Annotated in this window: 19 protein-coding genes; 4 read left to right on the top strand and 15 right to left on the bottom strand. The window is 66.8% G+C overall.

Annotated features, from left to right (window positions below; translation table 11 throughout):
* Positions 1-94: 94 nt before the first annotated feature.
* The 5 genes from nrdR to glyA form a co-directional block, all read right to left on the bottom strand.
* On the bottom strand, positions 95-616 hold the full coding sequence (nrdR, locus tag CLM74_RS03150) for a transcriptional regulator NrdR (protein WP_025876654.1): 522 nt from the start codon (positions 614-616) through the stop codon (positions 95-97).
* 472 nt (positions 617-1,088) lie between these two features.
* Entirely contained in the window at positions 1,089-1,568 is a 480-nt protein-coding gene (locus tag CLM74_RS03140; RefSeq protein ID WP_105163435.1) for a hypothetical protein, read from the bottom strand.
* Between the two features lie 76 nt (positions 1,569-1,644).
* A complete protein-coding gene (locus CLM74_RS03135) occupies positions 1,645-2,088 on the bottom strand; it encodes a hypothetical protein (protein WP_105163434.1) in 444 nt (147 codons plus the stop codon).
* 30 nt (positions 2,089-2,118) lie between these two features.
* Complete coding sequence (locus tag CLM74_RS03130) at positions 2,119-2,547, bottom strand: hypothetical protein (protein WP_080150027.1); 429 nt, start codon at positions 2,545-2,547, stop codon at positions 2,119-2,121.
* A 67-nt stretch (positions 2,548-2,614) separates the two neighbouring features.
* Positions 2,615-3,868, bottom strand: coding sequence for a serine hydroxymethyltransferase (gene glyA, locus CLM74_RS03125; RefSeq protein ID WP_105163433.1), 1,254 nt, complete (start codon positions 3,866-3,868; stop codon positions 2,615-2,617).
* Between the two features lie 278 nt (positions 3,869-4,146).
* On the opposite strand from glyA, the gene CLM74_RS03120 reads away from it, so the two are divergent.
* The gene (locus CLM74_RS03120; protein WP_134831991.1) at positions 4,147-7,347 is read left to right on the top strand and encodes an autotransporter domain-containing protein; all 3,201 of its coding nucleotides are present in this window, start codon (positions 4,147-4,149) and stop codon (positions 7,345-7,347) included.
* A gap of 109 nt (positions 7,348-7,456) precedes the next feature.
* Here CLM74_RS03120 and CLM74_RS03115 read toward each other — a convergent pair whose 3' ends face one another.
* Positions 7,457-7,933, bottom strand: a complete 477-nt coding sequence (locus tag CLM74_RS03115; RefSeq protein WP_105163431.1) for an RcnB family protein — start codon at positions 7,931-7,933, stop codon at positions 7,457-7,459.
* A gap of 252 nt (positions 7,934-8,185) precedes the next feature.
* On the opposite strand from CLM74_RS03115, the gene ettA reads away from it, so the two are divergent.
* The 3 genes from ettA to CLM74_RS03100 all read left to right on the top strand — a co-directional run bounded on the left by ettA (position 8,186) and on the right by CLM74_RS03100 (position 12,165).
* Positions 8,186-9,850 carry an energy-dependent translational throttle protein EttA gene (gene ettA, locus CLM74_RS03110; protein ID WP_025876664.1) on the top strand — a complete coding sequence of 555 codons (1,665 nt, stop codon included), beginning with the start codon at positions 8,186-8,188 and terminating at the stop codon, positions 9,848-9,850.
* 245 nt (positions 9,851-10,095) lie between these two features.
* Entirely contained in the window at positions 10,096-10,785 is a 690-nt protein-coding gene (locus CLM74_RS03105) for an outer membrane beta-barrel protein (protein WP_105163430.1), read from the top strand.
* A gap of 63 nt (positions 10,786-10,848) precedes the next feature.
* Positions 10,849-12,165 carry an NCS2 family permease gene (locus CLM74_RS03100; RefSeq protein ID WP_025876668.1) on the top strand — a complete coding sequence of 439 codons (1,317 nt, stop codon included), beginning with the start codon at positions 10,849-10,851 and terminating at the stop codon, positions 12,163-12,165.
* 42 nt (positions 12,166-12,207) lie between these two features.
* On the opposite strand, the gene bcsZ is transcribed toward CLM74_RS03100, so the two are convergent.
* From bcsZ to CLM74_RS03055, 9 genes are read right to left on the bottom strand one after another with little or no spacing between them, the layout of a single operon-like run.
* Positions 12,208-13,341, bottom strand: coding sequence for a cellulose synthase complex periplasmic endoglucanase BcsZ (gene bcsZ / locus CLM74_RS03095; protein ID WP_105163429.1), 1,134 nt, complete (start codon positions 13,339-13,341; stop codon positions 12,208-12,210).
* Positions 13,325-16,900, bottom strand: coding sequence for a cellulose synthase complex outer membrane protein BcsC (gene bcsC / locus CLM74_RS03090; RefSeq protein WP_105164926.1), 3,576 nt, complete (start codon positions 16,898-16,900; stop codon positions 13,325-13,327). Before bcsC ends, bcsZ begins: the two co-directional genes overlap by 17 nt.
* 3 nt (positions 16,901-16,903) lie before the next feature.
* A complete protein-coding gene (bcsB, locus tag CLM74_RS03085) occupies positions 16,904-19,276 on the bottom strand; it encodes a cellulose biosynthesis cyclic di-GMP-binding regulatory protein BcsB (protein ID WP_105163428.1) in 2,373 nt (790 codons plus the stop codon).
* A complete protein-coding gene (bcsA, locus tag CLM74_RS03080) occupies positions 19,273-21,897 on the bottom strand; it encodes a UDP-forming cellulose synthase catalytic subunit (protein WP_025876674.1) in 2,625 nt (874 codons plus the stop codon). Before bcsA ends, bcsB begins: the two co-directional genes overlap by 4 nt.
* Positions 21,894-22,649 (bottom strand): cellulose biosynthesis protein BcsQ, encoded by a 756-nt coding sequence (bcsQ, locus tag CLM74_RS03075; RefSeq protein ID WP_033830323.1) that lies wholly within the window; start codon positions 22,647-22,649, stop codon positions 21,894-21,896. The genes bcsA and bcsQ overlap by 4 nt, the downstream gene beginning before the upstream one ends.
* A complete protein-coding gene (gene bcsR / locus CLM74_RS03070; protein ID WP_025876678.1) occupies positions 22,646-22,825 on the bottom strand; it encodes a cellulose biosynthesis protein BcsR in 180 nt (59 codons plus the stop codon). Before bcsR ends, bcsQ begins: the two co-directional genes overlap by 4 nt.
* On the bottom strand, positions 22,825-24,453 hold the full coding sequence (gene bcsG / locus CLM74_RS03065; RefSeq protein ID WP_105163427.1) for a cellulose biosynthesis protein BcsG: 1,629 nt from the start codon (positions 24,451-24,453) through the stop codon (positions 22,825-22,827). The genes bcsR and bcsG overlap by 1 nt, the downstream gene beginning before the upstream one ends.
* Complete coding sequence (gene bcsF / locus CLM74_RS03060; RefSeq protein ID WP_025876682.1) at positions 24,450-24,629, bottom strand: cellulose biosynthesis protein BcsF; 180 nt, start codon at positions 24,627-24,629, stop codon at positions 24,450-24,452. Before bcsF ends, bcsG begins: the two co-directional genes overlap by 4 nt.
* A complete protein-coding gene (locus tag CLM74_RS03055) occupies positions 24,626-26,164 on the bottom strand; it encodes a BcsE family c-di-GMP-binding protein (RefSeq protein WP_105163426.1) in 1,539 nt (512 codons plus the stop codon). The genes bcsF and CLM74_RS03055 overlap by 4 nt, the downstream gene beginning before the upstream one ends.
* Between the last annotated feature and the right edge of the window lie 125 nt (positions 26,165-26,289).

Here is a 26,289-nt window from a genome sequence, read left to right as displayed (position 1 = left end):
AGTACGGCGCCAACCAAGACCCAGTAGATCCACGCCATGCGTGGATGGGCGGTACGGCGCCAACCAAGGTTGGCAGCTACCGATGCAAAGGCCGTCAGCCCTTCTTTTTCTTGGTGAGGGCAATCACATCGCCCAGCAGTTGCAGTTGCTCGGTGCTGGAAGGCAGGTCGCGTTCGAGCTTCTCGATTTCTTCGCGGAAATCGGCCACGTCCTCGAAGCTGCGATAGACCGAAGCGAAACGCACATAACCGACATGGTCAAGCTTGCGCAGTTCGTTCATCACGAACTCGCCCACTTTGATCGACGGCACTTCGCGTTCGCCGCTGATGCGCAGCTGGTGCACCACCGCGCGTACCGCCGCTTCGATCTTCTCTTCCGGCACCGCACGCTTCTGCAGCGCGCGATCAAAGCCGGCGCGGACCTTGCGGGCATCGAATGCTTCGCGGGTGCCATCGCTCTTGACGATGGCCGGCAGCTTCAGTTCAACGGTTTCAAGCGTACTGAAGCGTTCGTTGCACGCCTCGCACTCACGCCGACGGCGAATCGTCGCGCCGTCTTCGGAGACGCGCGAGTCGATGACCCGTGTATCGGCATGCTGGCAGAAGGGGCAATGCATTGAACGCCTGGCTCAGGGAAATACCTGCTGCCACGGTCGTGGTAGCGTCGCAAAGGTACCTGAGAAGGGGAAAACCAGCAAATCCACAGATTGTTCAGGCGGGGTGGTGCACGTCGCTTTCCACAACATATGGCTGGCCAGGCTCAGGCAGGGTGCCTCCAAATGGCGCGGCCAGCAGCATGAAGAACTGGCGCAACCAAGGAATGCGTCGACCATGACCACCAGTGGCACGCCTTAGGCGGCCGATCGCACCACCAGCATTTTCAGTAGACCAGGCCCGCCTGGCGGACCCGCTGGCCGGGCCTTCAAGCACAGCGCGTACATCAGAATGACGCAGGCAGGCACGACGGCGGAGAGCAGCAGCCAGACCGTCCTCGCCACGAAGAACACATGGGCGCTACCGTGCCGGGCTCCCCAGAGCAGAACCAGCACCTTCAGGACACCCACCCCTTCAGATGACGTAAGACAGACTTCAGTACGCCCTACCCGATGGCACGCTTCCCCTTTGGCCGCCTGATTGCCGTTGCCTGCCCAGCCGCCGTAAATGCCAGCTCAAACTGGCCCATGGAGCGCCGAAAATTATCAGGAAAGGAGCATAGATCAGCGCTGCTGGCTCCCAACCAATGGCCGTGAACAGCATTGCCACGGCGGCACCGGCTTGGAAACCAGAGACAATGGGCAGAGCCTCCAGCCAGCTTGCCTGCAAATGCAGCCCGGCCGCACCGGCAGTCCGCCAGGTATTGGCCAGCATCACAGCTGCATACGCGCTCCAGACTGACATGACTGCCCAGTTTGCGGCAGCCATCAGGAATGCCTCGGATGGCTGCGGTCTGATGAGCCACACCATGAAAAGCGCGCATGCGGCCACCAGGCCGACCAATGCGAAAGGAATGGAAACCAGCAACAGATGCCACCGCAGCCTGACGTGCGTGAGGCGAACCAATGGTTTCATGGGATATCTCAATCATGAAGACCGCTGGGAGGTTAGGCATGATGCTTCCCCACTACCATGCAATTTGTCTGAAAAGTCAGGTGCCCGGGAGGCGAACAGGCCGCCAGCGCAACCACACCAGATGCGCAGCCGGCACCAGCAGCGGCACGCCCAGTACCAGATAGCCCAGTACCTGCCAGGGGCTGCCGGCAAACAAGCTGAAAAGCCCCACGCCGATCACCGCCAGCGCGGCCATGGCGCCCAGCGCCAAGCCGATCCAGGGAATACGGGCGGTGCGCCGCAGGCCATCGCGCCCGCGCCGCAGGTAGCGGATGCTGAGCCACAACCAGGCCAGCAAGCCGATCACACCCGCCAGCGCCCACAGCAACAGCACCGCGCCTTCGTCGCCGCGCATCAGGCCGTGGCGGGTCAGGAAGGTGTAGATGCCGAAGCCGGCGACGACGCCACCGGCCACCAGTGCAGGCAACCCCAGCAGCAGGCATTGGGCGATGTACAGGCGTTTGTGCAGGCGCTCATCCATGCGTTCGAATCTCCTTGCTGGCTGCTTGCTTCACGTGCGTGGTCGCAGCCACCAGAGCATGCCGGCCGGAACCAGCAACGACGGTCCCATCAGCAGCAGACCGAAGCCTTCGCTGCCGTGGGTGATGCCCAGCCACAGCCCTATACCCAACAGCGGCAGCGCCGCCAGCATGCCAAGCAGCAGCGCGCCCCACTGCGCCCGGCTGCGCGCATGCAGTGCGCTGCGCCCTGCAAACAAATATCCGCAACTGAGGTCCAGCCAAGCGATGCAACCGGCGAGTCCGGCCAGGCCCCACAGCAGCATCAATGCCTGCCCGGGCAGGTTGACGGTGCCGTCGGCAAGTGAAAGCACGCTTCCGGCCATGGCCAGTACCGCCATCGCCCCACCAAACAGCACGCTGGGTGCGCCCAACGGCACAGCCAAGGCTGCATAGAGATACCTGAGGCGGCGCTCATCCATGCGCGGGTACTCCGGTGCCGGGGTCAGAACCCTTCCCGCAGGGAAGGGCTCCGACCCCAGTGCCCGATCAACCGTAGACCGGGTACTTGCGGCACTGCGCGCTGACCGCATCACGCACGCGGGCGATCACGGCCTCATCGGCCGGGGCGTCGAGCACGTCGGCGATCCAGTTGGCCAGGTCCACGCAGTCCTGTTCCAGGTAACCGCGGGTGGTCACCGCCGGGGTGCCCAGGCGCAGGCCCGAGGTCACGAACGGCGAACGCGGGTCGTTCGGCACCGAGTTCTTGTTGACGGTGATATGGGCCTTGCCGAGTGCGGCTTCCGCGTCCTTGCCGGACACGTCCTTGCCGATCATGTCGACCAGCATCAGGTGGTTCTGGGTGCCGCCGGAGACAATCTTGTAGCCGCGTTCGATGAGCGTGTTGGCCATCGCCTGCGCGTTCTTCACCACCTGCTGCTGGTAGGCCTTGAAGCCCGGCTCCAGCGCTTCCTTGAAGGCCACGGCCTTGCCGGCGATGACGTGCATCAGCGGACCGCCCTGGATGCCCGGGAACACGATCGACTGCAGCTTCTTGACCAGGTCTTCGTCGGCGCCCTTGGCGACGATGATGCCGCCGCGCGGGCCGCGCAGGGTCTTGTGGGTGGTCGAGGTGACCACGTGCGCATGTTCCAGCGGGCTCGGGTAGACGCCAGCAGCAACCAGGCCGGCGACGTGGGCCATGTCGACGAACAGGTAGGCACCGACCTTGTCGGCGATGGCGCGGAAGCGCGCCCAGTCGATCACCTGCGAGTAGGCCGAGAAGCCGGCCACGACCATCTTCGGCTTGTGCTCCAGGGCCAGGCGCTCGACTTCGTCGTAATCGATCAGGCCCTGGTCGTTGACGCCGTATTGCACGGCGTTGAACAGCTTGCCCGAGGCGTTGACCTTGGCGCCGTGGGTGAGGTGGCCGCCGTGGGCCAGGCTCATGCCGAGGATGGTATCGCCCGGCTGCAGCAGCGCGAAGTACACGGCCTGGTTGGCCTGCGAACCGCTGTGCGGCTGCACGTTGGCGTAGTCCGCATCGAACAGCTGCTTGAGGCGGTCGATCGCCAGCTGTTCGGCGATGTCCACGTATTCGCAGCCACCGTAGTAGCGCTTGCCCGGGTAGCCTTCGGCGTACTTGTTGGTCAGCTGGCTGCCCTGGGCTTCCATCACCGCCGGGCTGGTGTAGTTCTCGCTGGCGATCAGCTCGACGTGGTCTTCCTGGCGCTGGGTTTCGGCGGCGATGGCCTTGGCCAGTTCGGGATCGTAGGTTTCGATGCGGACGTCACGCGGGAACATCGGTTACTCCAGGCAGGGAGGGAACAGCGGGGCCTGCGATTGTAAGCGGGCTGAAGGGCCCGGGCGACCGCAGCGGAAGGGGCTTGGGCATTGCGCTGTGGCATGATGTGCTGGCGCGCCTGCGTGTGTAATCCGCAGCGGTGTTGGGCAGCGACTCCATTCCCGGAATATCCGGAAGTGTGACCCGCTTCCTTGCAACTCTGAATTGTTTATATTCAGAAACCTAAAGCCCTCCCCTGCGCGGCCGATACGCCCTGTCCATACAGGGGAAAATCCGCGTGACCCATTCGCACCAAGCTTCGCCGGCAATGACGCTGGCACCGCGTCGCACTTCCGGCGCCTCCCGTACTCTTTCCACCAGCCTGCTGGCCCTGGCGATCGGCCTGGCCATGAGCGGCCCCACCACGGCGATTGCTGCGACGGTCACCGTGCGCGATCCGAGCCAGCTCGATGGCAACTGGTATGTGCCGGGTGCGTGGAGCAACGGCGATCCGAACCTGACTGTCGAGAACCACGCCTACATCGACAGCGTGACCCCGGTCGTGGTGGATGCGATCAGGGCTGATTCGTGGCGCGTGGACATCGGCCATGGCGGCAGCGGCGAGCTGTTCATCCAGAACGGCGGCGTGCTGGAAAGCACTGCCATCTTCATTGCGACGCTGGCCGGCTCGACCGGCAAGGTCACCGTGACCGGCGCCGGTTCGCAGTGGATCGGCAACAACAGCATCGGCGTCGGCCATGAAGGCAGCGGCTTCCTGGACGTGCTTGATGGCGGCCAGGTGATCAACGCCCAGGGCACGTGGGTGGCCTCGGAAATGGGCAGCAGTGGCGTGCTGACCGTGTCCGACAAGGATTCGCGCTTTGCCACCGACCAGATCCACGTGGGCGCGCAGGGCATGGGCACGGTGAACGTGCGTAACGGCGGCAGCTTCCAGACCGGCGTCGCCCGTCTGGGCAGCTACAGCAGCGTGGCCCGCGGCGAAGCCACGGTGACCGGCAAGGATTCGAGCTGGTTGAACAGCAGTGACCTGCTGATCGGCGTTTCCGGCACCGGCACGATGACCGTCGCCGACGGCGCCACGCTGACCGTGCAGGGCAGCACCCTGCTGGGCCAGCAGCGGCACACTCCGGGCGTGCCCGATGGCGTGCTGGTGCTGACCGGCGCGGGCACCACCGCCACCACCGGCTTCATCGCCGTGGGCCAGAACGCGGTGGCCGAACTGAATGTCTTCGACGGCGCCGCACTGACCGCAGGCAACGTGGGCGTGGGTGAGAGCACGCAGGGCGAAGGCAGCTTCCGCGTGGCCGACGCTGGCAGTTCGGCCAGCATGGGCCGCCTGACCGTCGGCAATCAGGGCAACGGCAGCGTGTCGGTGTATGACGGCGGTGCGCTGACGGTCAACGACGCGCTGGGCCTGGCCGGCGCCAGCGGCAGCCGTGGCTCGCTGACCATTGGTCCGCAGGGCACGTTGAACCTGGCCGGCGGCCTGATCTACCAGGGCGCCGGCACGGCCAACGTGCTGATTGCCGATGGCACCCTGCACCTGACCAGCAAGGCCTTCACCAGCAACGTTGAAATGGCGCTGGACGGTGTCGCCACGGTGGACACCGACCAGGTCGATGCGATGTTCAGCGGCCGCCTGACCGGCACCGGCGCACTGCGCAAGACCGGCAGCGGCACGCTGACCACCCATGCCAACAACAGCTACAGCGGCGGTACCCGCATTGAACAGGGCACCCTTGTGCTGGCTGGCAACGGTGCGATCCGTGGCGCGGTGGACGTGGCATCGGGCGCGACACTGCAGCTGCAGCGCAATGGCCAGACCCTGTTCAACAACGTGCTGTCCGGCGCGGGCGATGTGGTCAAGCTGGATGCGGGCCTGCTGAGCCTGTCGGGCGACAGCAGCGGCTTCACCGGTACCACGCGCGTGCAGGCCGGCGCGCTTGACGTGCATGGCCGCCTGGGCGGCCTGGCCGACCTGGGCACTGGCACCGAGCTGAGCGGTGACGGCCAGCTGGGCAACGTCGTCATCCGCGACGGCGCCACCCTGGCACCGGGTTCGGCCACGGCCTTCGGCATGCTGTCGATGACCGGCAGCCTGCTGATGGAGAACGGCTCGCGCTACCTGGTGGATCTGGGCGCCGATGGCGCCGGCGACCGCGTGCAGGTGGGCGGCGGCGCAACGCTGCAGGGTGGCAACACGGTGGCCATCGCCAGCGAGGGTGACTGGCAGCCACGCACCCGCTACACCATCCTGAGCGCGGCGCAGGGCGTGCAGGGCACGTTCTCCGGCGTGAGCAGTACGCTGGCCTTCCTGACCCCCACGCTGGACTACGACGCCAGCAACGTCTACCTGACCCTGGCCCGCAACGATATCGCCATGCCGGATATCGATCTGGCCTTCCCCGATGTGGTGGTGAACCCCAACCAGAAGGCGGTGGCCGGCGCGGTGGAAGCGCTGGGCAATGGCAACGCCGTGTATGAGGCGGTGGTACGGCTGGACCTGGCCGAGGTGGTGCCGGCCTTCGACAGCCTGAGCGGTGAGATCCATGCCGCGCACCGCGGCGCACTGCTGCAGAACCGCTTCCTGCACGAGGGCATCGACCGCCATCTGGACGGTGCCACGATGGGTGCCGAGATCGCCCCGGGTGTGCACGCCTGGATCGGCGGCAACGCCGGCCAGCGCCGCACCGATGCCGGCGCGGACAACACCGGCTTGCGTTCGTCGCAGCACGGCGTCATGGCCGGTGCCGGCTGGCGCCTGGGTGAATCGCTGGAAGTGGGCGTGGCCGCCGGCCAGCAGCAGCTGGTCAGCCGCCTGGCCCAGCGCGATGCACGCAGCGAAACCGACAGCACCGAGTACGGCGTGTACGGCCAGTACCGCTGGCAGGGCCTGAGCCTGCGTGCCGGTGTCAGCCGTGCCGACTACCGCACCGACAGCACGCGCACCGCAAAGGTCGGCACCCGCCTGGACGAAGGCCTGTCCGCCCGCGAGGACGCCACCGGCACGACCGCATTCCTGCGTGCCGGCTGGACCTTCGGCGGCGCGCGCCTGCAGCTGACCCCGGAAATCGAAGTGGCCCAGGTGCGCCTGGAAAGCGACGGCAGCCAGGAACACGGCGGTCACAGTGCCCTGCAGTGGAACGGCGGCAGCGCACGTTACCGCACCGGCCTGGCTGCGCTGCGCGCGGACTGGGACATCAGCGGTGGCCAGCGTGATCGTGCGGCGCTGACCGCGCGCGTGGGCTGGCAGGTGGCGGGCGGCGATCGCCTGCCGCAGGTCGATGCACGCTTCGTGGAAGGCACGCAGGGTTTTGCGATCAGCGGTGCTCCGCTGGCCCGCCGCAGCGCGCTGGCCCAGTTCGGCGTGGCGGTGAGCCCGACCGACAACAGCCGCGTGGCGCTGCAGATGCAGGGCCGCCGTGGCGATGGCCAGCGCGATGTGGGGGCGCAGCTGGACTGGTCGGTGGCGTTCTGACCGGGAGGTTGGCCGGTTGAATGAAGAAGGGCGCCTTGCGGCGCCCTTCTTTTTTTCCGATCGGGTCGGAGCCCTTTCCGTTGGAAAGGGATCCGACCCCGGCGCTGCATCAACGGTTGTTGATGATGTAGTCGGCGATGATGCCGGTTGCCACGGCGACCAGCAGCATGTTGCCGCGGTCATCGCGGATCCAGTGGTGGCCGTACGGCGGGCGGCGCAGCTGGTAGCGCGGGTAGTCGTTGACCACGTAGATCGGGCCGCGGTAGTAATCGCGGTAGCGGTGGCCGCGCTGCCAGCCATAGCCATAGCCGGGCCGGTAGCCCGGGCTGTAGACCACGCGCGGCGGCGGCGGTGCCGGGCGGTAGTAGCCATGGTCGTAGCGGCGGTCGTGGCGGTAGTCACGGCGCGCTTCGCGGCGGTCGCGTTCCCAGTCGCGACGGTCGTGGCGCCACTCGCGGCGATCTTCGCGCCATTCACGGCGGTCGTGGTCGCGACCACGGTGGTCGTTGTCGGCGAAGGCCGGGGCGATGGCGCCCAGCGCCAGTACAGAGGCCACGGCGCCGGCCATGAGTCGATGGATGTGCATGGGAGACCTCTGCTGGGTGGGTGGTGAGCCCATATTGCGCATTCGATCTGAACGGTTTCCGGCTGGAAACGCTTCCCGCTGCGGGACTGTGACGGCCCATTCAGTCCTCGGCCAGCCCCGGGCGCTGCGGACGGCGCGGGGCGTAAGCGGTTCCGGCTATAATTGGGGGTATTCCATTCAGTCTGTGCCCGCTGCCGCAACGGGAAGTTCCCCGTGACGGACCGGGCGCAGGGTCGCGCCTACGGAGACCTCATGTCCTCGCAATACATCTACACCATGAACCGCGTGTCCAAGGTGGTCCCGCCCAAGCGGCAGATCATCAAGGACATCTCGCTGTCCTTCTTCCCGGGCGCGAAGATCGGCCTGCTGGGCCTGAACGGCGCCGGCAAGTCCACCGTGCTGAAGATCATGGCCGGCGTGGACACCGATTTCGAGGGCGAAGCCCGTCCGCAGGCCGGCATCAAGGTTGGCTACCTGGCGCAGGAACCGGAGCTGGACCCGACCAAGACCGTGCGTGAAGCGGTTGAAGAAGGCGTGGGCGAAGTGCTGCAGGCACAGGCTGCGCTGGACGCGGTCTACGCCGCCTATGCCGAAGAAGGCGCCGATTTCGACGCGCTGGCCAAGGAACAGGAGCGCCTGGAGGCGATCCTCGCCGCCGGCGATGCGCACACGCTGGAAAACCAGCTGGACGTGGCTGCCGATGCGCTGCGCCTGCCGCCGTGGGATGCCATCGTCGGCAAGCTGTCCGGTGGTGAAAAGCGCCGCGTGGCGCTGTGCCGCCTGCTGCTGCAGAAGCCGGACATGCTGCTGCTCGACGAACCGACCAACCACCTCGACGCCGAGTCGGTGGAATGGCTGGAACAGTTCCTGGCGCGCTACACCGGCACCGTCGTGGCGGTCACCCATGATCGCTACTTCCTGGACAACGCCGCCGAGTGGATCCTGGAACTGGACCGTGGCCGCGGCATTCCGTGGAAGGGCAACTACACCGACTGGCTGACCCAGAAGGATGAGCGCCTGAAGCAGGAAGACAACCAGGAAAAGGCTCGCCAGAAGGCGATCCAGAAGGAACTGGAGTGGTCGCGCCAGAACGCCAAGGGCGGCCGCACCAAGGGCAAGGCCCGTCTGGCCCGCCTGGAAGAGCTGCAGTCGGTCGATTACCAGAAGCGCAACGAGACCAATGAAATCTTCATCCCGCCGGGCGAGCGCCTGGGCCAGGCGGTGATGGAATTCAAGAACGTCTCCAAGAAGTTCGGCGACCGCCTGCTGTTCGACAACCTGAACTTCCTGGTGCCCTCGGGCGCCATCGTCGGCATCATCGGCCCCAACGGTGCCGGTAAGTCGACCCTGTTCAAGATGATCACCGGCCAGGAAAAGCCGGACACCGGCGAGATCGTGGTCGGCCCGACCGTGCAGCTGTCCTACGTGGACCAGAGCCGCGACGCGCTGGAAGGCAACCACAGCGTGTTCCAGGAAATCGCGGGCGGCCTGGACATCCTCAACATCAACGGCATCGAGATCCAGTCGCGCGCCTACATCGGCCGCTTCAACTTCAAGGGCCAGGACCAGCAGAAGATGGTCGGCTCGCTGTCCGGTGGTGAGCGTGGCCGCCTGCACATGGCCAAGACCCTGCTGCAGGGTGGCAACGTGCTGCTGCTCGACGAACCGTCCAACGATCTGGACATCGAAACCCTGCGTGCGCTGGAAGATGCGCTGCTGGAGTTCCCGGGCAACACCTTCGTCATTTCGCATGACCGCTGGTTCCTGGATCGCATCGCGACCCACATCCTGGCGTTCGAAGGCGATTCGCACGTGGAGTTCTTCCAGGGCAACTACCGCGAGTACGAAGAAGACAAGCGCCGCCGCATGGGCGACGACGCTGCGCCGAAGCGCCTGCGCTTCAAGGCGCTGAAGTAAGCAAGAACGAAAGGCCGCGCTCGCGCGGCCTTTCGCCTTTCATGGGCCGCAATCGATTTTTGTTGACGCTTTTGACCTCTTCGCGACGCACTTCAACGCGACCCGGCTGAAGGCTGCCCGTGTAAAGCAGTGTTGATTCCTTGTCGCACACGGCATCCTCCGTACTTTGCAACTCGTTGTATGTTCCCGGCCCAATGCTTCGGTTTTCCTACGCACCCGATTCATCCCCCTCGTAGGAAAACACCATGAAAGCACTGATCTCCACCACGGCAGCGCTGCTGCTGTCGGGCACTGCCGCGGCCGCGCCGGCGAACTGGGAAGGCATCTACCTGGGTGCCCATGCCAGCCATGGCGAAGGCCACAGCCAGGACCGCAGCAACGCCAATGCCTCTGAAAAAAGCATCCGTGGCTTCGCTGGCGGGCTGCAGGCCGGCCGCAACTGGCAGTTCGACAACAATGTGGTTGCCGGGATCGAAGGCACCCTTTCCTTCGGCAGCGTCAACCAGGAGTGGAAGGACCGCGATAACCACCAGTACAGCCCTTACTACGGCAAGGATGCGGTGACCCGTTCGGGCGCAGTCAACCTGACGCTGGGTTACGCGGCGGGCCAGTGGCTGCCGTACGTCAGCGCCGGCGTGAGCGTGGCCCGCCAGGAGTTTTCGCTGGGCTGCGACAAGTCGCTGGTGGAGGCCACCAATGGCTGCCGCGTGGCCGAATTCGAAACCCGCGCGTCCCATGTATCCACCGGCGCGAACGTCGGCGCGGGCGTGCTGTACCGCTTCAGCGACCAGCTTTCGGCGGGTGCGGAGTACCGTTACACCCATCTGGGCTCCAGCCCGGTTTATCTGGAAGATCCCAACTACCCGGCTGCGGCGCGACGCAGCTTCCATACCAACTACAGCAGCGTTACGCTGAAGTTGAACTACCACTTCTAACCGCCTGGCGACGCACCCGCCGGTCCTTCGGGCGGCAGGGCGTGCAGGTACGAGAGATCTGCGATGTCCCTGTTCGAACGCCTGTTCCAGCTGCAGCAGCACGGCACCACCGTGCGCACCGAACTGCTGGCCGGTGTCACCACCTTCCTGACGATGTCTTACATCGTCTTCGTCAATCCCGAGATCCTGGGCACCACCGGCATGGATGCTGGGGCGGTGTTCGTGGCCACCTGCCTGGCCGCGGCGCTGGGCTCGGTGGTGATGGCGCTGGCGGCCAACTTCCCGGTGGGCATGGCCCCGGGCATGGGCTTGAATGCGTTCTTCGCCTTCACCGTGGTCGGCGCTGCCGGGCTGCCCTGGCAGCAGGCGCTGGCGGCGGTGTTCATTTCCGGCCTGGTGTTCCTGGTGCTGTCGCTGACCGGCGTGCGCGCGTGGCTGGTGTCGGGCATTCCGGCGTCGTTGCGGTCGGCGATCGTGGCCGGCATCGGCCTGTTCCTGGCCATCATCGCGCTGCAGAAATCCGGCGTGATCATCGGCAACGAGGACACGCTGGTGGCGCTGGGCCCGCTCAATACCGCGCCGCCGCTGCTGGCACTGGGCGGCTTCCTGCTGATCGCGATCCTGGAAGCGCGGCGTGTGCGCGGTGCGATCCTGATCGGCATCCTGGCGGTGACCGCGGCCGGCTGGGCGTTGGGCGATCTGCAGTACCACGGGCTGGTGTCGTTGCCGCCGAGCCTGGCGCCGACCTTCCTGCAGCTGGACCTGCCTGGCCTGCTGCACCACAACGGCGGCGCGCCGATCGCCGTGCTGCTGCAGGTGGTGCTGGTGTTCGTGCTGGTGGAAGTGTTCGATGCCACCGGCACGCTGTATGGCGTGGTCGGCCGTGCCGGCCTGCTGAAACTGCCGGGCGCGCAGAAGCGGTTCGGCCGCGCGCTGCTGGCCGACAGCACGGCGATTGTGGCCGGCTCGCTGCTGGGCACCAGCAGCACCACCGCCTTCGCCGAAAGCGCCTCTGGCGTGCAGGTGGGTGGCCGTACCGGTTTGACCGCACTGGTGGTCGCTGCGTTGTTCCTGGCCGCGCTGTTGTTCTCGCCGCTGGCGGCGATGGTGCCCGGCTATGCCACCGCGCCGGCCCTGCTATTCGTAGCCGGACTGATGCTGCGCGAACTGGTGGAAGTGGACTGGAGCGACCTGACCGAATCCGTACCCGCCGCGCTGTGTGCGCTGGCGATGCCGTTCACCTATTCCATCGCCAACGGCCTGGCCTTCGGCTTCATTGCCTACGCCGCGCTGAAGGCCGGCACCGGCCGCTGGCGCGAGGTGCATCCGGCGGTGTGGCTGGTGGCGGTGCTGTTCGTGCTGCGTTACGCGCTGGAGTGATCACCTGTTGATGGACCCGCCGGGCATCGCCCGGCCGTTGCATCACCAGCGCGGTTGCAGGCGTCCGTCGGCAGCGAAGCGCCAGCGGCCTTCCGCCCAGCCGCGACCGAACAGGGTGAGCATCTGCGAATAGTACGCGGGCTCGCCAGCACGCTGCTGTTCGGCGCTGGGCAGGCTTTCAAGCAGCACCGCGGCGCGGGATGTTTCACCCTGTGCCAGCAGGTAGGGCAGCAGTGCGGCACGGAAACCGTAGTTGCCCTCGCCCTGCCCTTTGCCGGTACGCGTGTCGATTTTCTCCCACATCGGCGCACCGCTGCGCAGGCGCTGCAGAGGGCCGGACAGAGTGGTGAGCTGGCGACGGAACAAGGGATCGCGCGGCGCAGTCATGCCGGCCCAGGTGTAACAGCGGATGGCGTCGTAGCCACCCACAGCCCCTTTCACCGGATCGACGATGAAGCTGCCGTCCTTCCACGCGGCCCAGTCCGGCGCGAACCCATGCGGACTGGTCTGCTGCAGCAGGGCCACGGTGTTGTCGGCCAGCGCCTGCCAGGGGCCGCTGCGATCAACCGCTGCGAATCGCCGCAGCAACGGCAGCGGCAGGTAGCTCGGATTGACCCGGGTGGCGCCGTCTTCGATGAATCCCTGCGGCCCCGGCAGCAGCATCGGCCCCAGCGTGGGTATCTGCACGATTTCGCGCGCGCGCACCTGTGCCAGCATGCCTTCGGCGATGGCCTGCAGCGCGGGGCGGCGCCACAGGCGTGCAGCTTCCAGCAGTGCGTAGGCGAGCCACAGGTCCGAATCGGATGCAGGATTGTCGTCCAGCAGGCGCCAGCCTTCCTTGCCCTGCCCCCACAACCAGCCTGGCAGGCGCGCGGCCATGTCACCGCCTGCGAGATTGTCCTGCGTCCAGGCCAGGATGCGGTCGAACAGTGCAGGATCGTTGTCGACCAGCGCGAAGAACAGTGCATAGGACTGGCCCTCCGATGTGCTGCGTTGATCGTCCTGGCTGCGGTCGATCATGCGCCCATCGCGGCTCAGGCTGCTGTCCTGCAGCACCTGCCAGGCCGGCCAACGCGATGCTGTGGTGGCCGCGCGAACGCCGGCGCTGCCCAGCAGCGGCAGCAGGACTGTCGCCTGCAGCAGACGGCGGCGTTGCAGGTCAGCGGAATTCGCCATACGGCACCAGCGGAGAGACGGGCAACGGCAGGTTGCCCTGCCACGGTTTGAAGGAATAGCGCAGGTACAACTGGAACGTGTTCGGCGAAAAATCGCGGCTGCGCTGCAGGGTACCGGCCGCACCCAGCACGACGTGATCACCCAGACGCCGCTCAACTGCCGCGTACAGGCGATAGCCCGTACCGGTACTGCTGCCATCGGTGGTGTACAGGCCATCCGGGTCCAGTTGCAGCGGACCGTACTGCGGTTCCAGCTGTGCGATCACGCGCTGGATGAGGGCCTCGTCGGGGAAGCGGCTGATCGAGCGGGTGCGTGCGTTGGAGACGCTGACCGAACCATCAACGCGCACCGACCAGTCGTCGTTGCGCCAGGCGAAGCCCACCGGAAGGCTCAGCGACGCATAGCGCTGCGGGCTGTAGTAGCCGCCCTGACCCAGCGAATAGCCGCCCAGGTCCTTCTGGTAGCGCCAGTACATCGCGGTGGTTCCCACATCCAGGCGCATGTCCGGGCGTTGGATCAGCTTGTGGTACCAGCCAACCATCGCCCGCGCGCGGGTGTTGTCCACCACGTTGTGGCCGGTCAGCTGGTGCCAGCTCCAGTTCGACCACACGCCGTTGCGTCCACCTTCGTCATAGCCGAGGCTGACGGTCACGCCATTGGCGGTGACACCACCCCAGGCAATACCACTGCGTGGATCGATCGCACCAGCCTGCGACAGCAGCGAATTGGTCATCGGCCGCCGCGATACGGTCGCTCCCCAGCCCAGCCGGCCGAGGTCACCATTGAGAGTGACGCCGCCCAGCCAGTTGCCCACCACGTAGTTGGACGGCGAATGGCCGATATCAAAATTCCAGCGATCATCCAGGGTGCGCCAGCCCACGGCAAAGCCGGCACCCGAACTGCGCCGCTGGTGTACGTAGCGGGTGCAGCCCGGCGCCTGCATCCGCGTGCCGTCGGCCTGCAGCAGGCCCAGGTCGCAGCTGCCGAAATCGTCGCTGTAGGCGCCGTCGGCATCGGTCTGGAAACGGCCTGCATCGAAATGCACCTGTTCAATGCGCGCCCAGCCAAGGCCACCGGCGAACGGTGCGTCAAGATGGGCGATGCGGGTATCGCGTGCAAGTTTCGAGATGCCAGGCGTGCCGTCGCTGCGACGGCCGGAATCCTGCATCACGGTCAGCGTCGGATTTTCCTGCTGGTACAGGGTTTCCACGTCGCTGCGCAGGCTGCGCCGCAACCAGTCGTCGCTGGCGGTTTCGCGGCTGGCCAGGGTCAACGCGCGGTTGTCACGTGGCTGCGCCTGCGACGGTGCGATCAAGCCATTGTCGGCCATCGCCCGTGCGTACATGTCCAGCGCCTGCTGCGGATCTTCGCGCCGTACAAGACGCGCCGCATCGCGCCAGGACTGGGCGTCCGGTCCGCTCTTGCGGGCAAGCAGCGCGCGCAGGATCTGCAGCGCCTTGGCGTCTTCATGCAGGTCGGTCCAGATGGTCGCCAACTGGCGTTGCTGGCCGATCGCATCATCGGCCACCACGGGGGGCGCGTCGCGCATCTGCCGACGGGCACTGGCCAGGTCGCCGGTGCCGATCCAGGCCTGCAGCTGGCCCAACTGCGCATCGAGATTGTCCGGTTGCACCGCCAGCACCTGCTGGTAGTAGTGCAGCGCCTGTGCATGATCATCACGCAGGCGCGCCCACTCGGCCAGGATCAGCTGGTTGTCCGCGCTGGGCGGCTGTTGCTGCAGCAGGGCAACGGCTTCTGCTTCCCGGCCTTGCGCGCGCAGCTCCCACAGATGATCGATCAGCTGCTGGCGCTGCAGGCGTTCTGACAAGGCGCGCATGTCATCGTCCCACTGCGCGCGCGGCACGCCTTCAAGCACGGCCAGCGCCTGTGGCAGGCGATCGGAGCCGGACAGGTACAGCGCCTGCGCGTAACGCGCTTCGATGCCGGCATTGCGCGTGGCCATATCGGCAACCACCGCATCTGCTTCATCCAGCTTGCCGGCCGTCCGCAGTTCATTGCCCAGCGCATACGCCAGCCAGGCATCGCCGGGCAGTTCGCGGCGCAGCTCACGCCCCAACGTGATGGCCGCATCGGCATCACCAGCGGCCAACGCCTGCTCACGACGCTCACGCAGCCGGCTGATCTGCAGCTGGCGCAGGTCTTCGGCGTACAGGGTGCGCTGCGCTGCAGGCAAGGCGTTGATGAAGGATTCCAGACGCTGCGGGTCGGTACGGCCATACAGCTGCACCAGCTTGCGGATCACATTGGCATCGCGCGGGGCGATCCGTCGCGCGGCCTGCAGCTGCCGCTCGGCGGCCTCATCGTCGCCACGCGCCACCGCGACATCGACCAGGCCGAGGATGGCGTTTATCTCGCGCGGCTGCTGCCGGCGCGCCTGCGAATACAGTGCCTGAGCATCATCGAGCCTGGCAGCGGCCAGCGCGGTGTCGGCCTGGTCCAGCAGCAGCCAATAGCGGGTGCTGGTGATCAGGTCGCGCCATCTGTCGCTGGTATCACCCGCGGGTGTGGCCTGCACGGCACGCTGGAAATAGGCGATGGCCTGCTCGCGGCGCCCCTGCCGCATCAGGGCCATGCCCAGCCCACCGAGGAACTCCGCTTCGCGCGGATAGCCGCGCAGCGATTGCAGGAATGCGCGCTCGGCCTCTGCATTGCGACCGGCGTCGAGCAGTTGCTGGCCACGCAGGCCTGCGCGCCAGGAGGGATCGCTTACCCGCTTGTGCTGTTCGGCATAGCGTTGGCGCACCAGCGCAATGTCGCTGAAGGTGGGGTTGCGGGTGATGAATTCCTGCAGGCGGCGCACGTTGCGCTCGTCGGCAGGCTGGTCCTGCAGGTAGCCCCATTCGGCATCGGCCGCCAGCGCGCGCGCTTCCGGATTGCGCCCCATGCGCTGCAGCGCCGCCAGCGCATCGGCATCACGCCCGGCTGCGAACAACAGCTGCGACAGTGTCTGCAACAGGGTGGTGTTGCCGGGGTAACTGCGGTCCAGCGCGGTCAGTTCGCGGATTGCGGCATCGCGCCCGCTGGCCTGCGTGCCGCGCAGGCGCCAGTACTCCAGGCCCAGCTGCAGCCCCGGTGGATCGTCGTTGAACAGACGGCGGTAAATCAGCAACGCTTCATCGCTGCGCCCACCGGCGGCGAACAGCCGTGCCTGCTGCAGTTCCTGCTGCAGGTCGCCGCGATAGGCGCGCCACAGGCGCTCACCGGCGGCCAGTTCGCGGCTGCCGGCGCCGAGCTGGCGCAGCCGTTGCAGGGTCGCATCGGCATCTTCCATCTTCTGCTGCGACAGCTGCACTTCCAGGATCGCCACCAGGGTGCTGCGGTCGTCCGGTGCCAGCATGCGCAGCCGGGCCAGGGCATCTTCGATCAGCCCCTGACGGCCGCTGGCCTCGCCGATGCGCACCTGCTGCAGCAGCCATTGCCGCTGCTCGGCGACAGTGCCGCCGGGCGTGGCTGGCAGCGCCTGCGCCGCGCACGGGCCCGCCAGCCCGATCAGGACCAGGCCGGAGGCGGCGACCAGCGACGGCGGCGTACGCACCATCAATCAGTGCCCCGGATCCAGCCGCTTGGCTGCCACCCAGCGCAGCACACGCCAGAACAGGAATGCCACCATCAGCACCACCACCGTAGCCAGCACCGCCAGCAGTGCCGGATGGTCGGCCAGGTGGTACCAGAGCAGCAGCCACCACGGCAGCGCGCCAACGTAGTAATGGTCGCCGACGAACTGGCTGTGGATGCCCGAACTGCGCAGGATCGCCACCGAACCGGCGATCGCCTGGCGCTTGCCGGTATCGCTGAGGGCTTCGTCGAGCAGGCCGTAGTCGGCGGCATTGCTGGCCGCCAGCGAGACGATGCTGCGCTGCGCGTGATGCGGCGACTGCAGGCCGATGATCGCCGCGAAGGGCGCTTCGGCGGTGACCGCCACCTGGGTAACTGCCGGATCACCGGCACGGCTGCCGCGACGGGCCTGTTCCATCGCCAGCTGCGGCGACGGTGACTGGCCATTGAGCAGGCGCGTACGCTGGTCATCGATCAGCAGCGACAACTGATCGCTGCCGCGCAGCTCTGCCGGCATTGCACCCAGCATCAGCAGGTCGGCATCCAGTGCGCTGGCCTGCTTCCAGTCGTCGGACAGGCGCAGGCCATAGGCCGGGTACCCCGTCTGTACGCCCAGGCCGCCCACCAGGTTCAACAGCAGGCTGACCTGCGACTCGCTCGCCGTTGCCGGCACCAGCACCACCGTCTCGGACAGATCGGCCATGCGGCTGAAGGGGAAACCGCTGAGCGCGAATGCGGACAGGTCCGGCAGGCCCATGTAGTGGTGGAAACCGGAGAAGTCGATGGTCGAATCTTCTTCGATCGCCGCCTGCAGGTTCGGCGGCAGCACGGTCTGGCAGTGGTCGCGCTGGGCACTGCCCATCACGCTGGCAAAGTTGAAATCAAAGCGCAGCTGGTTGCGGTCGCCCAGCTTGAGCGAGGGAATCAGCAGGCGGCCGTCGTCGGCACCGGCGTCGCCGGCCAGCACCGGCAGGCGGATTTCCTCCAGACCCTGCTTGCCGTTGCGGCGCACCAGAGGGAAGCTGGAAATGAACTGGTCGTTGATTGCTACGCCCAATCGCGATTCATCGCTGCCGAACGGCGGCGTGTAGCGGTAACGCAGGTTCAGCGGAATGCCCTGGTTGCGCCAGATGAAAAGATCCGGCGGCAGGTTGAGGTTGACCGTGATCGGCTGCGGCGACACGCCGTTTGCATGCAGCTGCTGCGGGTAGTCGAGCAGTTCGGCCAAGCGTACGGCCCGGTCGGTGCGCACCCAGTTAGGTGCATCGTACGGCTTGCGCGGGGCCAACGGCTTGACCTCGTCGATGCTGACCTGGCGGCCACGGAACAACGCGTTGCCCGCCGCCATCGCCGCCACCGCCTTCTGCAGATCGTCATCGTTGCGGCCCAGCACCAGCAGCAGCTTGCGCTGCGGATCCTCCGGCAGCGCCATCAGCTCGACCACCGGGCCCTTCACCGGTGCATGGTTGGCGATCACCGGCGGGAACTTGCCATTGACTGCCAGCACCACGGCATGCCCCTGCGCCGGCAGTTGGCCGAAGCTGACCGGGAAACGCGCCTGCCGCCACCAGCCGGCCAGGCTGCCGAAGTAAGAGGCCATCACGGCACCGGCGCGTTGCTGGGCCAACGTCGGTGCGGCACCGAACACCACCGGCAGCTCCAGGCGCGCGGTGTCGCGTGGATCGAAGAACGGCAGCGGGAAGTTGGCCAGGTCATCCTGCATCGCCAGCAGCTGTCCGCCCAGGCGCAGCGTGCTGTTGCTGGACAGGTTCACCCACAGCGAACTGTGGGTGGGTTCTTCGCAGATGTCGGTGTAATGGCCGACAAATTCCAGCCGCACCTGGTTGAAGTCTGCGATCAGGCGCGCATCCAGCGGCAGCTTGGCCTGCACCGGGCGGCCAAGCTGGTCGTTGCTGATCGGCACCACGCCCATCAACGCATCGTTGAGATAGACCCGCAGGTGCGACAGGGTCGGCAGCAGCGACGGCGACGGTGTGAAGCTCAGGTCCAGTTCGGCCTCGCGCGCGAGCCGGTCGCGGCGCACCTGGAATTCGAAGGTGGTCGCGTTGCGCACGCCCGACAACAGCGTGTCCTGGCGACGACCCAACTGGGCGAAGGTACTTTCGCGTTGCCAAGGCCAGGCACTGCCTGCCCAGGTCTGCGGCAGTGCAGCTTCACTGCGCTGCGCAGGAACCGCTGCAGCCGCCACCGGGGTCGGTACGGCGACCTGGGCAGCCGGTGCGTCCGGGGTGGAACCGGTGGCCGGCATGCGTGCCGGGGCCGGCGCACTGTTGCCCGAGGCCACAGGCAAGGCCAGCAGAGGCAGCAGCAGCCAGCGCAGAGAGGACGGAATGCTCATGGACGAAGCCCTGGATCAGCGGCTGGGTCAGCCGGGTGGGATGGAAGCGGACGTTGCGGGGCGAAACTGGCCAGCCAGCGCAGCAGGCGACGGTTCCAGTGCGCGGGACGGTCAAGGTCGAACGGAGTGAAGTCGCCCATCCGCCGGTAACCGCGCCAACCCAGCACCAGCACGCTCCACAGGCTGCGTGGCAGGCTCTTGGGCTGGTAGCCGGCGTGCCAGTCGAGCCACGCATCGGCGCGGGCGAAGGTGCACTGGGCAAATTCCACGCGCTGGCGTTCATTCTCGAACGTCAACAGCAGGCCGAGGCGATGGCCGACGCTGCGCTGCACCCGTGCGGGGAACGCAAACTCGCGGCGGCCCCGGCCCAGCAGCACCTGCACCGGTTGCCCCTCAAGCAGCTGCGGGTCGTCGCCCAGCTCGATGCCGACACCGTCGTTGGAGTAATCCTGCATGACGCCACGCAGGCGGCGACCATCGGGAACCTGCAGGGCCATCGGCAAGCGTGTCGTCACGCGATGGGTGCGGCGCACCTGCTGCACCTCGGCGGCCACGGCCAGCGCGCCACCGATGATCAGCAGGTTGTACAGCACCCACAGCGAGCTGACGACCACGGTGCCGCGTTCATCAGCCGGGCCGTGCATGAAGCGCCAGACCGCAAAGCACAGGCCCAGCACGTTCAACAGCGCCAGCACCAGGTATGGCCGTGCCACACGCCAGTCGAAACGGTCACCGGCCTGGGTGCCGCCCTTGTCAGTGACGTTGAACTTGCCGCGCCCCGGGCTGAACAACGCAATGGTGGTCGGCCGTGCGATGTACCAGGCCAGCACGGTCTCGTAGACCTCGCCCCAGAAGGGCCGCCGATACTTGCCCTGGATGCGTGCGTTGGTAAGGCTGGCGTGGGCCATGTGCGGCACCACGAACAACAGGATGGCCAGTGCTGGCGCATAGATGATGTAAACGTGCAGCAGCAGGAACGCCAGCGGCGCGGTGAGGAACACCAGACGTGGAATGCCGGCGAGGAAGTGCAGCATCGCGTTGGCGTAGCAGAAGCGCTGGAACAGGCTCAGGCCCTTGCCGATCAGGGGATTGTCGATGCGGAAGATCTGCACCATGCCGCGCGCCCAGCGGATGCGCTGGTTGACATGCGCTCCCAGGCTGTCGGTGGCCAGGCCAGCCGCCTGCGGGATACGCAGGTACGCCGAGTTCCAACCGTTGCGATGCAGGCGCAGCGCAGTATGCGCATCCTCGGTGACGGTCTCGGTGGCAAAGCCGCCAATGGCATCGATCGCCTCGCGCCGCAGCACCGCGCAGGAGCCACAGAAGAAGGCCGCGTTCCACAGGTCGTTGCCATCCTGCACAAGACCGTAGAACAACTCGCCCTCGTTGGGGTCGCTGCGGAATACCTGCAGGTTGCGCTCGAACGGATCGGCCGAGAAGAAGTGGTGCGGCGTCTGTACCAGCGCCAGCTTCGGGTCGCGCAGGAACCAGCCGCAGGAGACCTGCAGGAACGACCGCACCGGCAGATGATCGCTGTCGAAGATGGCCACCAGTTCGCCATCGATCAAGGTCAGGGCGTGATTGAGGTTGCCCGCCTTGGCGTGTCGGTTGTCGGTGCGGGTGATGTAGTTCACTCCGGTACGTTCGGCGAAAGCGCGGAACTCTTCGCGCCTGCCGTCGTCGAGAATGTGGATGCGCAGCTTGTCGGCCGGCCAGTCCAGGCCCATCGCCGCGTACACGGTGTGCCGCACCAGGGCCAGGTCTTCGTTGTACGTGGGAATGAGCACATCCACCGTCGGCCACTGCTGGACATCGGCGGGCAGCGGCGCCGGGCGACGGCGCAGCGGCCAGGCCACCTGCACATACCCCAGCATCAGCACCAGCCACGAGTAGGTTTCCGCAGCCAACAGCACCAGCCCGCAGATCAGGTCGAAGGTGCTGTTCCAGTTCAACGTGGCCGTATAGCGCCACCACAGGTAGCGGCAGGACACGGTGATCGACAGCACCACCAGCACCAGGGTGGCGTAGCGCCCCTGCATGCGCCGCACCAGCAGGGCGATGACCCACAGCAGCAGCACGAACACGAACTGCGCGAAGTAGGTGAACGGCTGGGTGATGCACAGCACGGCCAGGCCCAGCGTGACCAGGCCGATCAGGAACGTCAGCAGATTGCGCGTTCGCGGCGACAGCCCCTGCAGGCGCTGGCTTGCCCAGGCCATGAAGCGGCTGTTCCAGACCTCGTTGGGTGCATCGCGCATTGCGCGCACGTAGCGCAGGTGACCACGCCCGGCGGCACCGCGCAGCTCGGCGATGCGTTGCCGGCGCGCGCGCGCCAAGCGTTGCCGGCGCTGCGAAGGGCGCGGCACCAAGCGCACGATCGACAACCAGAGCGCCTGGATCAGCAAGCGAATCGGATCGCCGGGGCGCCAGCGACGGTCACCCTGCAACTGCGGGAAGGCACCGCGCAGGCGCGGCGCCAATGCCTGCCATGCCGGAGCTTCCAAGCGCAGGAACGCCCAGCCGATGGCCTGCAGCAGCCACAGCACCAGGCAAGTCGCCCACGGCGCATGTACCCGATCACGCAGGCGGCTCCAATGCAGGTAGTACACCCGCGCGCTCATCCGTGCGCGCCCTCCGCCTGCCGCCGGGCAGACTCGGCCAGGCACCACAGCGCGAGGCCATCGATATCAGCGGCGGCCAGCGAATCGGCCGCGTAGCGGCCCAACGGCTGCTTGCTGGCCAACGCCGCCGGTACCCGCGCATCCTCATGCAGCGGTTGCGGCAACAGGCGCGCAGCATGCGAGTGCAGCCACAACTGCATCAGGTCGCGCTGTACCGGCACAGCAGGATCGTAGCGATTGGCCAGCACACGGCGCGCGTCGGCACTGTGCCGTTGCAGCGCCACATGGTTGGCCGGATCGACACAGGCCAGGCGGAGCGGCAAGGTGCAAGCGGCATGCTGGTTGATCGCAGCCACGTGTGCAGGCAGCCGCTGCGGCAGGTCGAACATCACCCAGTCGAACTGCGGCGCCAACAGCGGCATGCGATCGGCCCAGGTGGCCGGCGCCGCCTGCAGCCACTGCTCTACCTGCAGTGCCTCAGCGTCATCGACGCGGCCATAGGGAAGCACGGCCAGGCCAGGCGCGCAGGCGAAGGCCGCCGCGCGCCAGTCGCCTCCGTCAAGCTGGGCACGCGCCCAGCCACCCGCTTCCTTTGCGGGCAGGCCCAGGTGCAGGCCAAGCATCTGGTCCGGGCTGCATTCGACCAGCAGCACGCGCTGGCCCTGCGCATGCAGGGCCTGGCCCAGCGCTGCCAGCACGGTGGTTACCCCGGTGCCGCCATGCACGCCCTGCAGGGACAACAGCGTGTTCATCGCTGCTGCTCCAGTTCCGCCAGCAGCGGCCAGCGCGCCAGCGCCTGCTCGCGCTCGCGCTGCGCCGAAAAGTCCACGTAGGGCATCTCCGGCATGTTCAGGCTGCGCCGCAGCAGGTCGATGTCGTCTTCCTCGACCGACAGGGTGGTGGGCACCGCAAGAATGTCGGCAGCCATCAGCGTTTGTCCTCGGGGTAAGGGCTCCAGGTCTGGCTGCCCTGCAGCTGCAGCCACGGCTTGCCGTCGTAGTCGATGACCTTGGCGCCTTCGTTCTCGGAAACCGATGGCGTTCGCGGCAACCCCTTCAGCAGGCTGTCCCAGTCACGGTCGGCCGGCGGCGACTGCGCGTTGAGCGCGTAGACCCGTGCCACCAGCTCGGAGATGGCCAGGTAGCTGCTCGGTTCGGGAATGTGGCGCGGGCCGCCGGCAGCAGGTGCCCCCATACCGACCAGCTTCACGCCTACCGGCACGTGGGTGATCGACGGGCTGGGAATTTCACGCATGCCCGGGATCTGCATGCGATCGCCGTGCAGTGCGGCACCGTGTTCGGGTACCACCACGATCATGGCGCGGCGCCCACTCTTCTCCACCGCGTCGACGAAGCCGGCCATGTCACCGAGCACCATCTGCGCACGCGCCTTGTAGTCGGCAGCGTTGGCACGACCATCGGCGCCGACGATGCGGTTGCCGTCGTGCAGCGAGATCGTGTTGTAGAACAGCGCGACCTGCTGGGTGGATTCGGCCTGGCGTTGCTTGAACCAGCTGTTCAGCACGTCGCCATCGCGACGCAACGGTGACTTGTCGAACGCCACCAGTGCGCGCGGCAGTGGATTGATGTCCATCGGTTTGGCCTGCAGGCCGCCGTACTTGGAGAGCTCGCCGATGAAATCGTCGAAATGGCCATCATGATTCATGGCCAGCTCGCTCTGGAAACCGAGGCGCTGCAGGTTGGAGAACAGCTGGCACTCGGCCGGTACCGGGTCGAACAGCGCGGTGTGCGAAGTCTGCCCGCAGCTGGCGCGCAGCAGGCGGATGGCCGCCGGCCCGCTGTAGGCGGTTGCCGAATTGAAATCGTCGAAGACCACGTCCATGCGGTCGAGCAGGTTGTTCTGGCGCAGCCCCACTTCGTCCAGGTCGCTCCAGGCCAGCGAGCAGATGTTGAGGATGATGACGTCGAAGGGCGCGCCGCTGGCCGGCGCCGGGAAGGCCGTCTTCAAACTTGACTGCTGCTGGTAGAAGCTTGCCAGCCAGGCGTTGAGGTTGTCGTTGCTGGCCGGTGCCAGCGGCGCACGACCGGAGCCCGTATTGCCGGTAGCGGCCACGGCCTGGCCCTGTCGCGCGACCAGGTCTGCCGGCAGCGGCAGCGCAACCACCGCCATGCCGAGCATGCCCACCACGCTGAGGGTGGTGATGCGCAGCCACGGTTTCAGCAGGTAATAGGCCACCAGCAGCAGGGCCAGCACCGCCACCATCTGCCAGTTGATGAAGCGCTGGGCCAGTTCCAGCCAATAGTCGGCAGAAAAGTCGAGCACGCCCGGCTGCGCCAGCAATCGCTGGAACGGCGGCCACCAGGTGTCCTGGTAATACAGCGCCACGCCAACGGGGACAGCCACCACCGTCCGCGCGATACGCGCCCAGCGCCAGCGCAGCGGCACCAGCAGCGCGCCGAGGAACAGCAGGTTGGGCAGGATCTTCAGGTCCAGCGCACCCATCCAGGCCAGCACCACCTTGGACAGGAAGTACAGGTTCCAGCCGCGCAGGTCGGCCCAGGCGAACGGCGATGCGGGCAATGCCTGCGGACTCATGCCGGCCTCCGCGGTGCGCGCTGGCGCACGCCCGCCCGGCGCAGGTGACGTGGCGGCAACCACCCGCCGACGCGTCGGCGCAGGCCTCGCCACAGCACGCCCAGCATCGCGCCGAACGGAATCATCAATACCGCGCAGGCGACGATCAACGTCCACAGCTGCTGGTCGGTGGTCATGTGTCGTCTCCCAGCCGCAACGGTGTTGGCGTTGCAAATGGCACTGCTACAACCGTCGCAACTGCGACCGGCGCGGGTTCCGCAGGCTGCGGCAGCAGCTCCGTCTCCGGATCGCTGCCGCTGGCGTTCATCGCCGCGATATCGTATTCGGCAAGCCGCTGGTAACCGTCGAACAGCTCGCGCCAGGGCAGCCGGAACAGGTTGCCCAGCGCCTGTTCGATGGCATCGCGGCGACAGCCGAACAGGAACAGGCGCACCTGCCCGCGGTACACGCAGGCCAGGTCGCCCTGGCGGCGGATGCGCAGCTGCTGCAGCGTCTGCTCGGCACGCAGGCCAGCCACCGGCTGCAATGCCAGCACTGCACTCTCCACTGCGCTGCCGTCCTGGTCGATGCGTTCACTGGCGATCTGGCGGAAGCGCGACGCACTGACCTGGCCACTGATCGACGGCGGCCGGTGCGCACGGATCAACGGTTCCGGATCGTCAGCCAACTGGCCCTGCCAACGCTGCCGCTGCACGGTATCGAGCAGGGTCAACAGGCGCGGCAAAGGGGTGTGGGCAGGCACCACGAGGCTGCCGCCGCACTGCAGCAACAGCCGCTCATCGGCGTAGCGCAGGCAGGGTTGCAGTTCACGTACCACCAGCTTCACAGCATCGCCGCGCTCACGCCGCAGGCGATGCAGCAATCGCGCCAGGGCGTCGACCTGTGCGTTTTCGCTGATGGCGACCACCACCGTGGCTTCGCGTGCCTGCAGCGCGGCAGGCATCAGGCCAGCCCAGCCTTCATACAGGCGCCAGGCCGACGACAACGGCGGGGCACCTTCCAGTACATCGGCCTGGGCCAGGAACAGGTCGCGGTCGCTGCCGCCCTCGCCCGCCACTGACGGCGCTTCAACCTCGGGGTCGACCAAGCGCTGCAGACGCTGCTCGACTTGTTCAACGGTGAAGGCACGTTGTGCGACGACGCCGTGGCTGTTGGTCCAGTAATGCAGCAACAGCTGCAGTGCACCACGGTGTGGATGCAACTGGGCGACACCGGCGCAGCTCCGGTTCAAGGGCAACAGACGCGGAGCGAGCGTGGCCACCTCGCCATGGCAGAGCAGCAGCAGGACCTGCGCGGCGTTCTGCGCCCACTGCTGCAGGCGCTGGCACCAGCGCGACAAACGCACGTCGTCCCAACCGTCCAGTGCAGCCACGGGGAACTGCACGATGCACATGCGCGTTGTGGCGCCTGAAGCGCGAGGCAAGTCCTCGGCGAGGCCGCGCAGGGCCAACTGCATGCCCTGGTGCGAGCACTGGAACATGTGCACCCGTGCAGGGCCCTGTTCGGGCGTCAGCAGAGACAACATCGGCTCGACGCCGCGCCCCAGCGTTGCCAGCACTACGTCATCAAGATCGCCCGCGCCGATCAACGCACTGGCGCCGAGCAGATCGGCCGGCGCGCTGCCAGCAGCAACGACCCAGTACACGCTGCCACCGCGCATTTCGACGAATTCGGCCGGCATGCCGGCAATGGCAAGATGGGGCGCCGTCACGCGTTGTTCCTTTCAGCGGCCATCGGTGGGTCCATTGGCAGACTTGCAGGGTGGATACTGCAGCGAAGGGAACTCATTTGATGACGCACGTCACATTCGTGTGGTTGTGGGCGCATCATACCGTC

The organism is Stenotrophomonas sp. MYb57, assembly GCF_002966815.1.
GTDB classification, from domain to species: Bacteria; Pseudomonadota; Gammaproteobacteria; order Xanthomonadales; family Xanthomonadaceae; genus Stenotrophomonas; species Stenotrophomonas indicatrix.
Note: the sequence above shows the minus strand (reverse complement) of the source record. Positions and strands in the feature narration are given on the sequence as shown.

Coding starts and splice junctions, on each gene's coding strand:
- nrdR (WP_025876654.1), bottom strand. CDS start 616: ATGCATTGCCCCTTCTGCCAGCATGCCGATACACGGGTCATCGACTCG.
- CLM74_RS03140 (WP_105163435.1), bottom strand. CDS start 1,568: ATGAAACCATTGGTTCGCCTCACGCACGTCAGGCTGCGGTGGCATCTG.
- CLM74_RS03135 (WP_105163434.1), bottom strand. CDS start 2,088: ATGGATGAGCGCCTGCACAAACGCCTGTACATCGCCCAATGCCTGCTG.
- CLM74_RS03130 (WP_080150027.1), bottom strand. CDS start 2,547: ATGGATGAGCGCCGCCTCAGGTATCTCTATGCAGCCTTGGCTGTGCCG.
- glyA (WP_105163433.1), bottom strand. CDS start 3,868: ATGTTCCCGCGTGACGTCCGCATCGAAACCTACGATCCCGAACTGGCC.
- CLM74_RS03115 (WP_105163431.1), bottom strand. CDS start 7,933: ATGCACATCCATCGACTCATGGCCGGCGCCGTGGCCTCTGTACTGGCG.
- ettA (WP_025876664.1), top strand. CDS start 8,186: ATGTCCTCGCAATACATCTACACCATGAACCGCGTGTCCAAGGTGGTC.
- CLM74_RS03105 (WP_105163430.1), top strand. CDS start 10,096: ATGAAAGCACTGATCTCCACCACGGCAGCGCTGCTGCTGTCGGGCACT.
- CLM74_RS03100 (WP_025876668.1), top strand. CDS start 10,849: ATGTCCCTGTTCGAACGCCTGTTCCAGCTGCAGCAGCACGGCACCACC.
- bcsZ (WP_105163429.1), bottom strand. CDS start 13,341: ATGGCGAATTCCGCTGACCTGCAACGCCGCCGTCTGCTGCAGGCGACA.
- bcsC (WP_105164926.1), bottom strand. CDS start 16,900: ATGGTGCGTACGCCGCCGTCGCTGGTCGCCGCCTCCGGCCTGGTCCTG.
- bcsB (WP_105163428.1), bottom strand. CDS start 19,276: ATGAGCATTCCGTCCTCTCTGCGCTGGCTGCTGCTGCCTCTGCTGGCC.
- bcsA (WP_025876674.1), bottom strand. CDS start 21,897: ATGAGCGCGCGGGTGTACTACCTGCATTGGAGCCGCCTGCGTGATCGG.
- bcsQ (WP_033830323.1), bottom strand. CDS start 22,649: ATGAACACGCTGTTGTCCCTGCAGGGCGTGCATGGCGGCACCGGGGTA.
- bcsR (WP_025876678.1), bottom strand. CDS start 22,825: ATGGCTGCCGACATTCTTGCGGTGCCCACCACCCTGTCGGTCGAGGAA.
- bcsG (WP_105163427.1), bottom strand. CDS start 24,453: ATGAGTCCGCAGGCATTGCCCGCATCGCCGTTCGCCTGGGCCGACCTG.
- bcsF (WP_025876682.1), bottom strand. CDS start 24,629: ATGACCACCGACCAGCAGCTGTGGACGTTGATCGTCGCCTGCGCGGTA.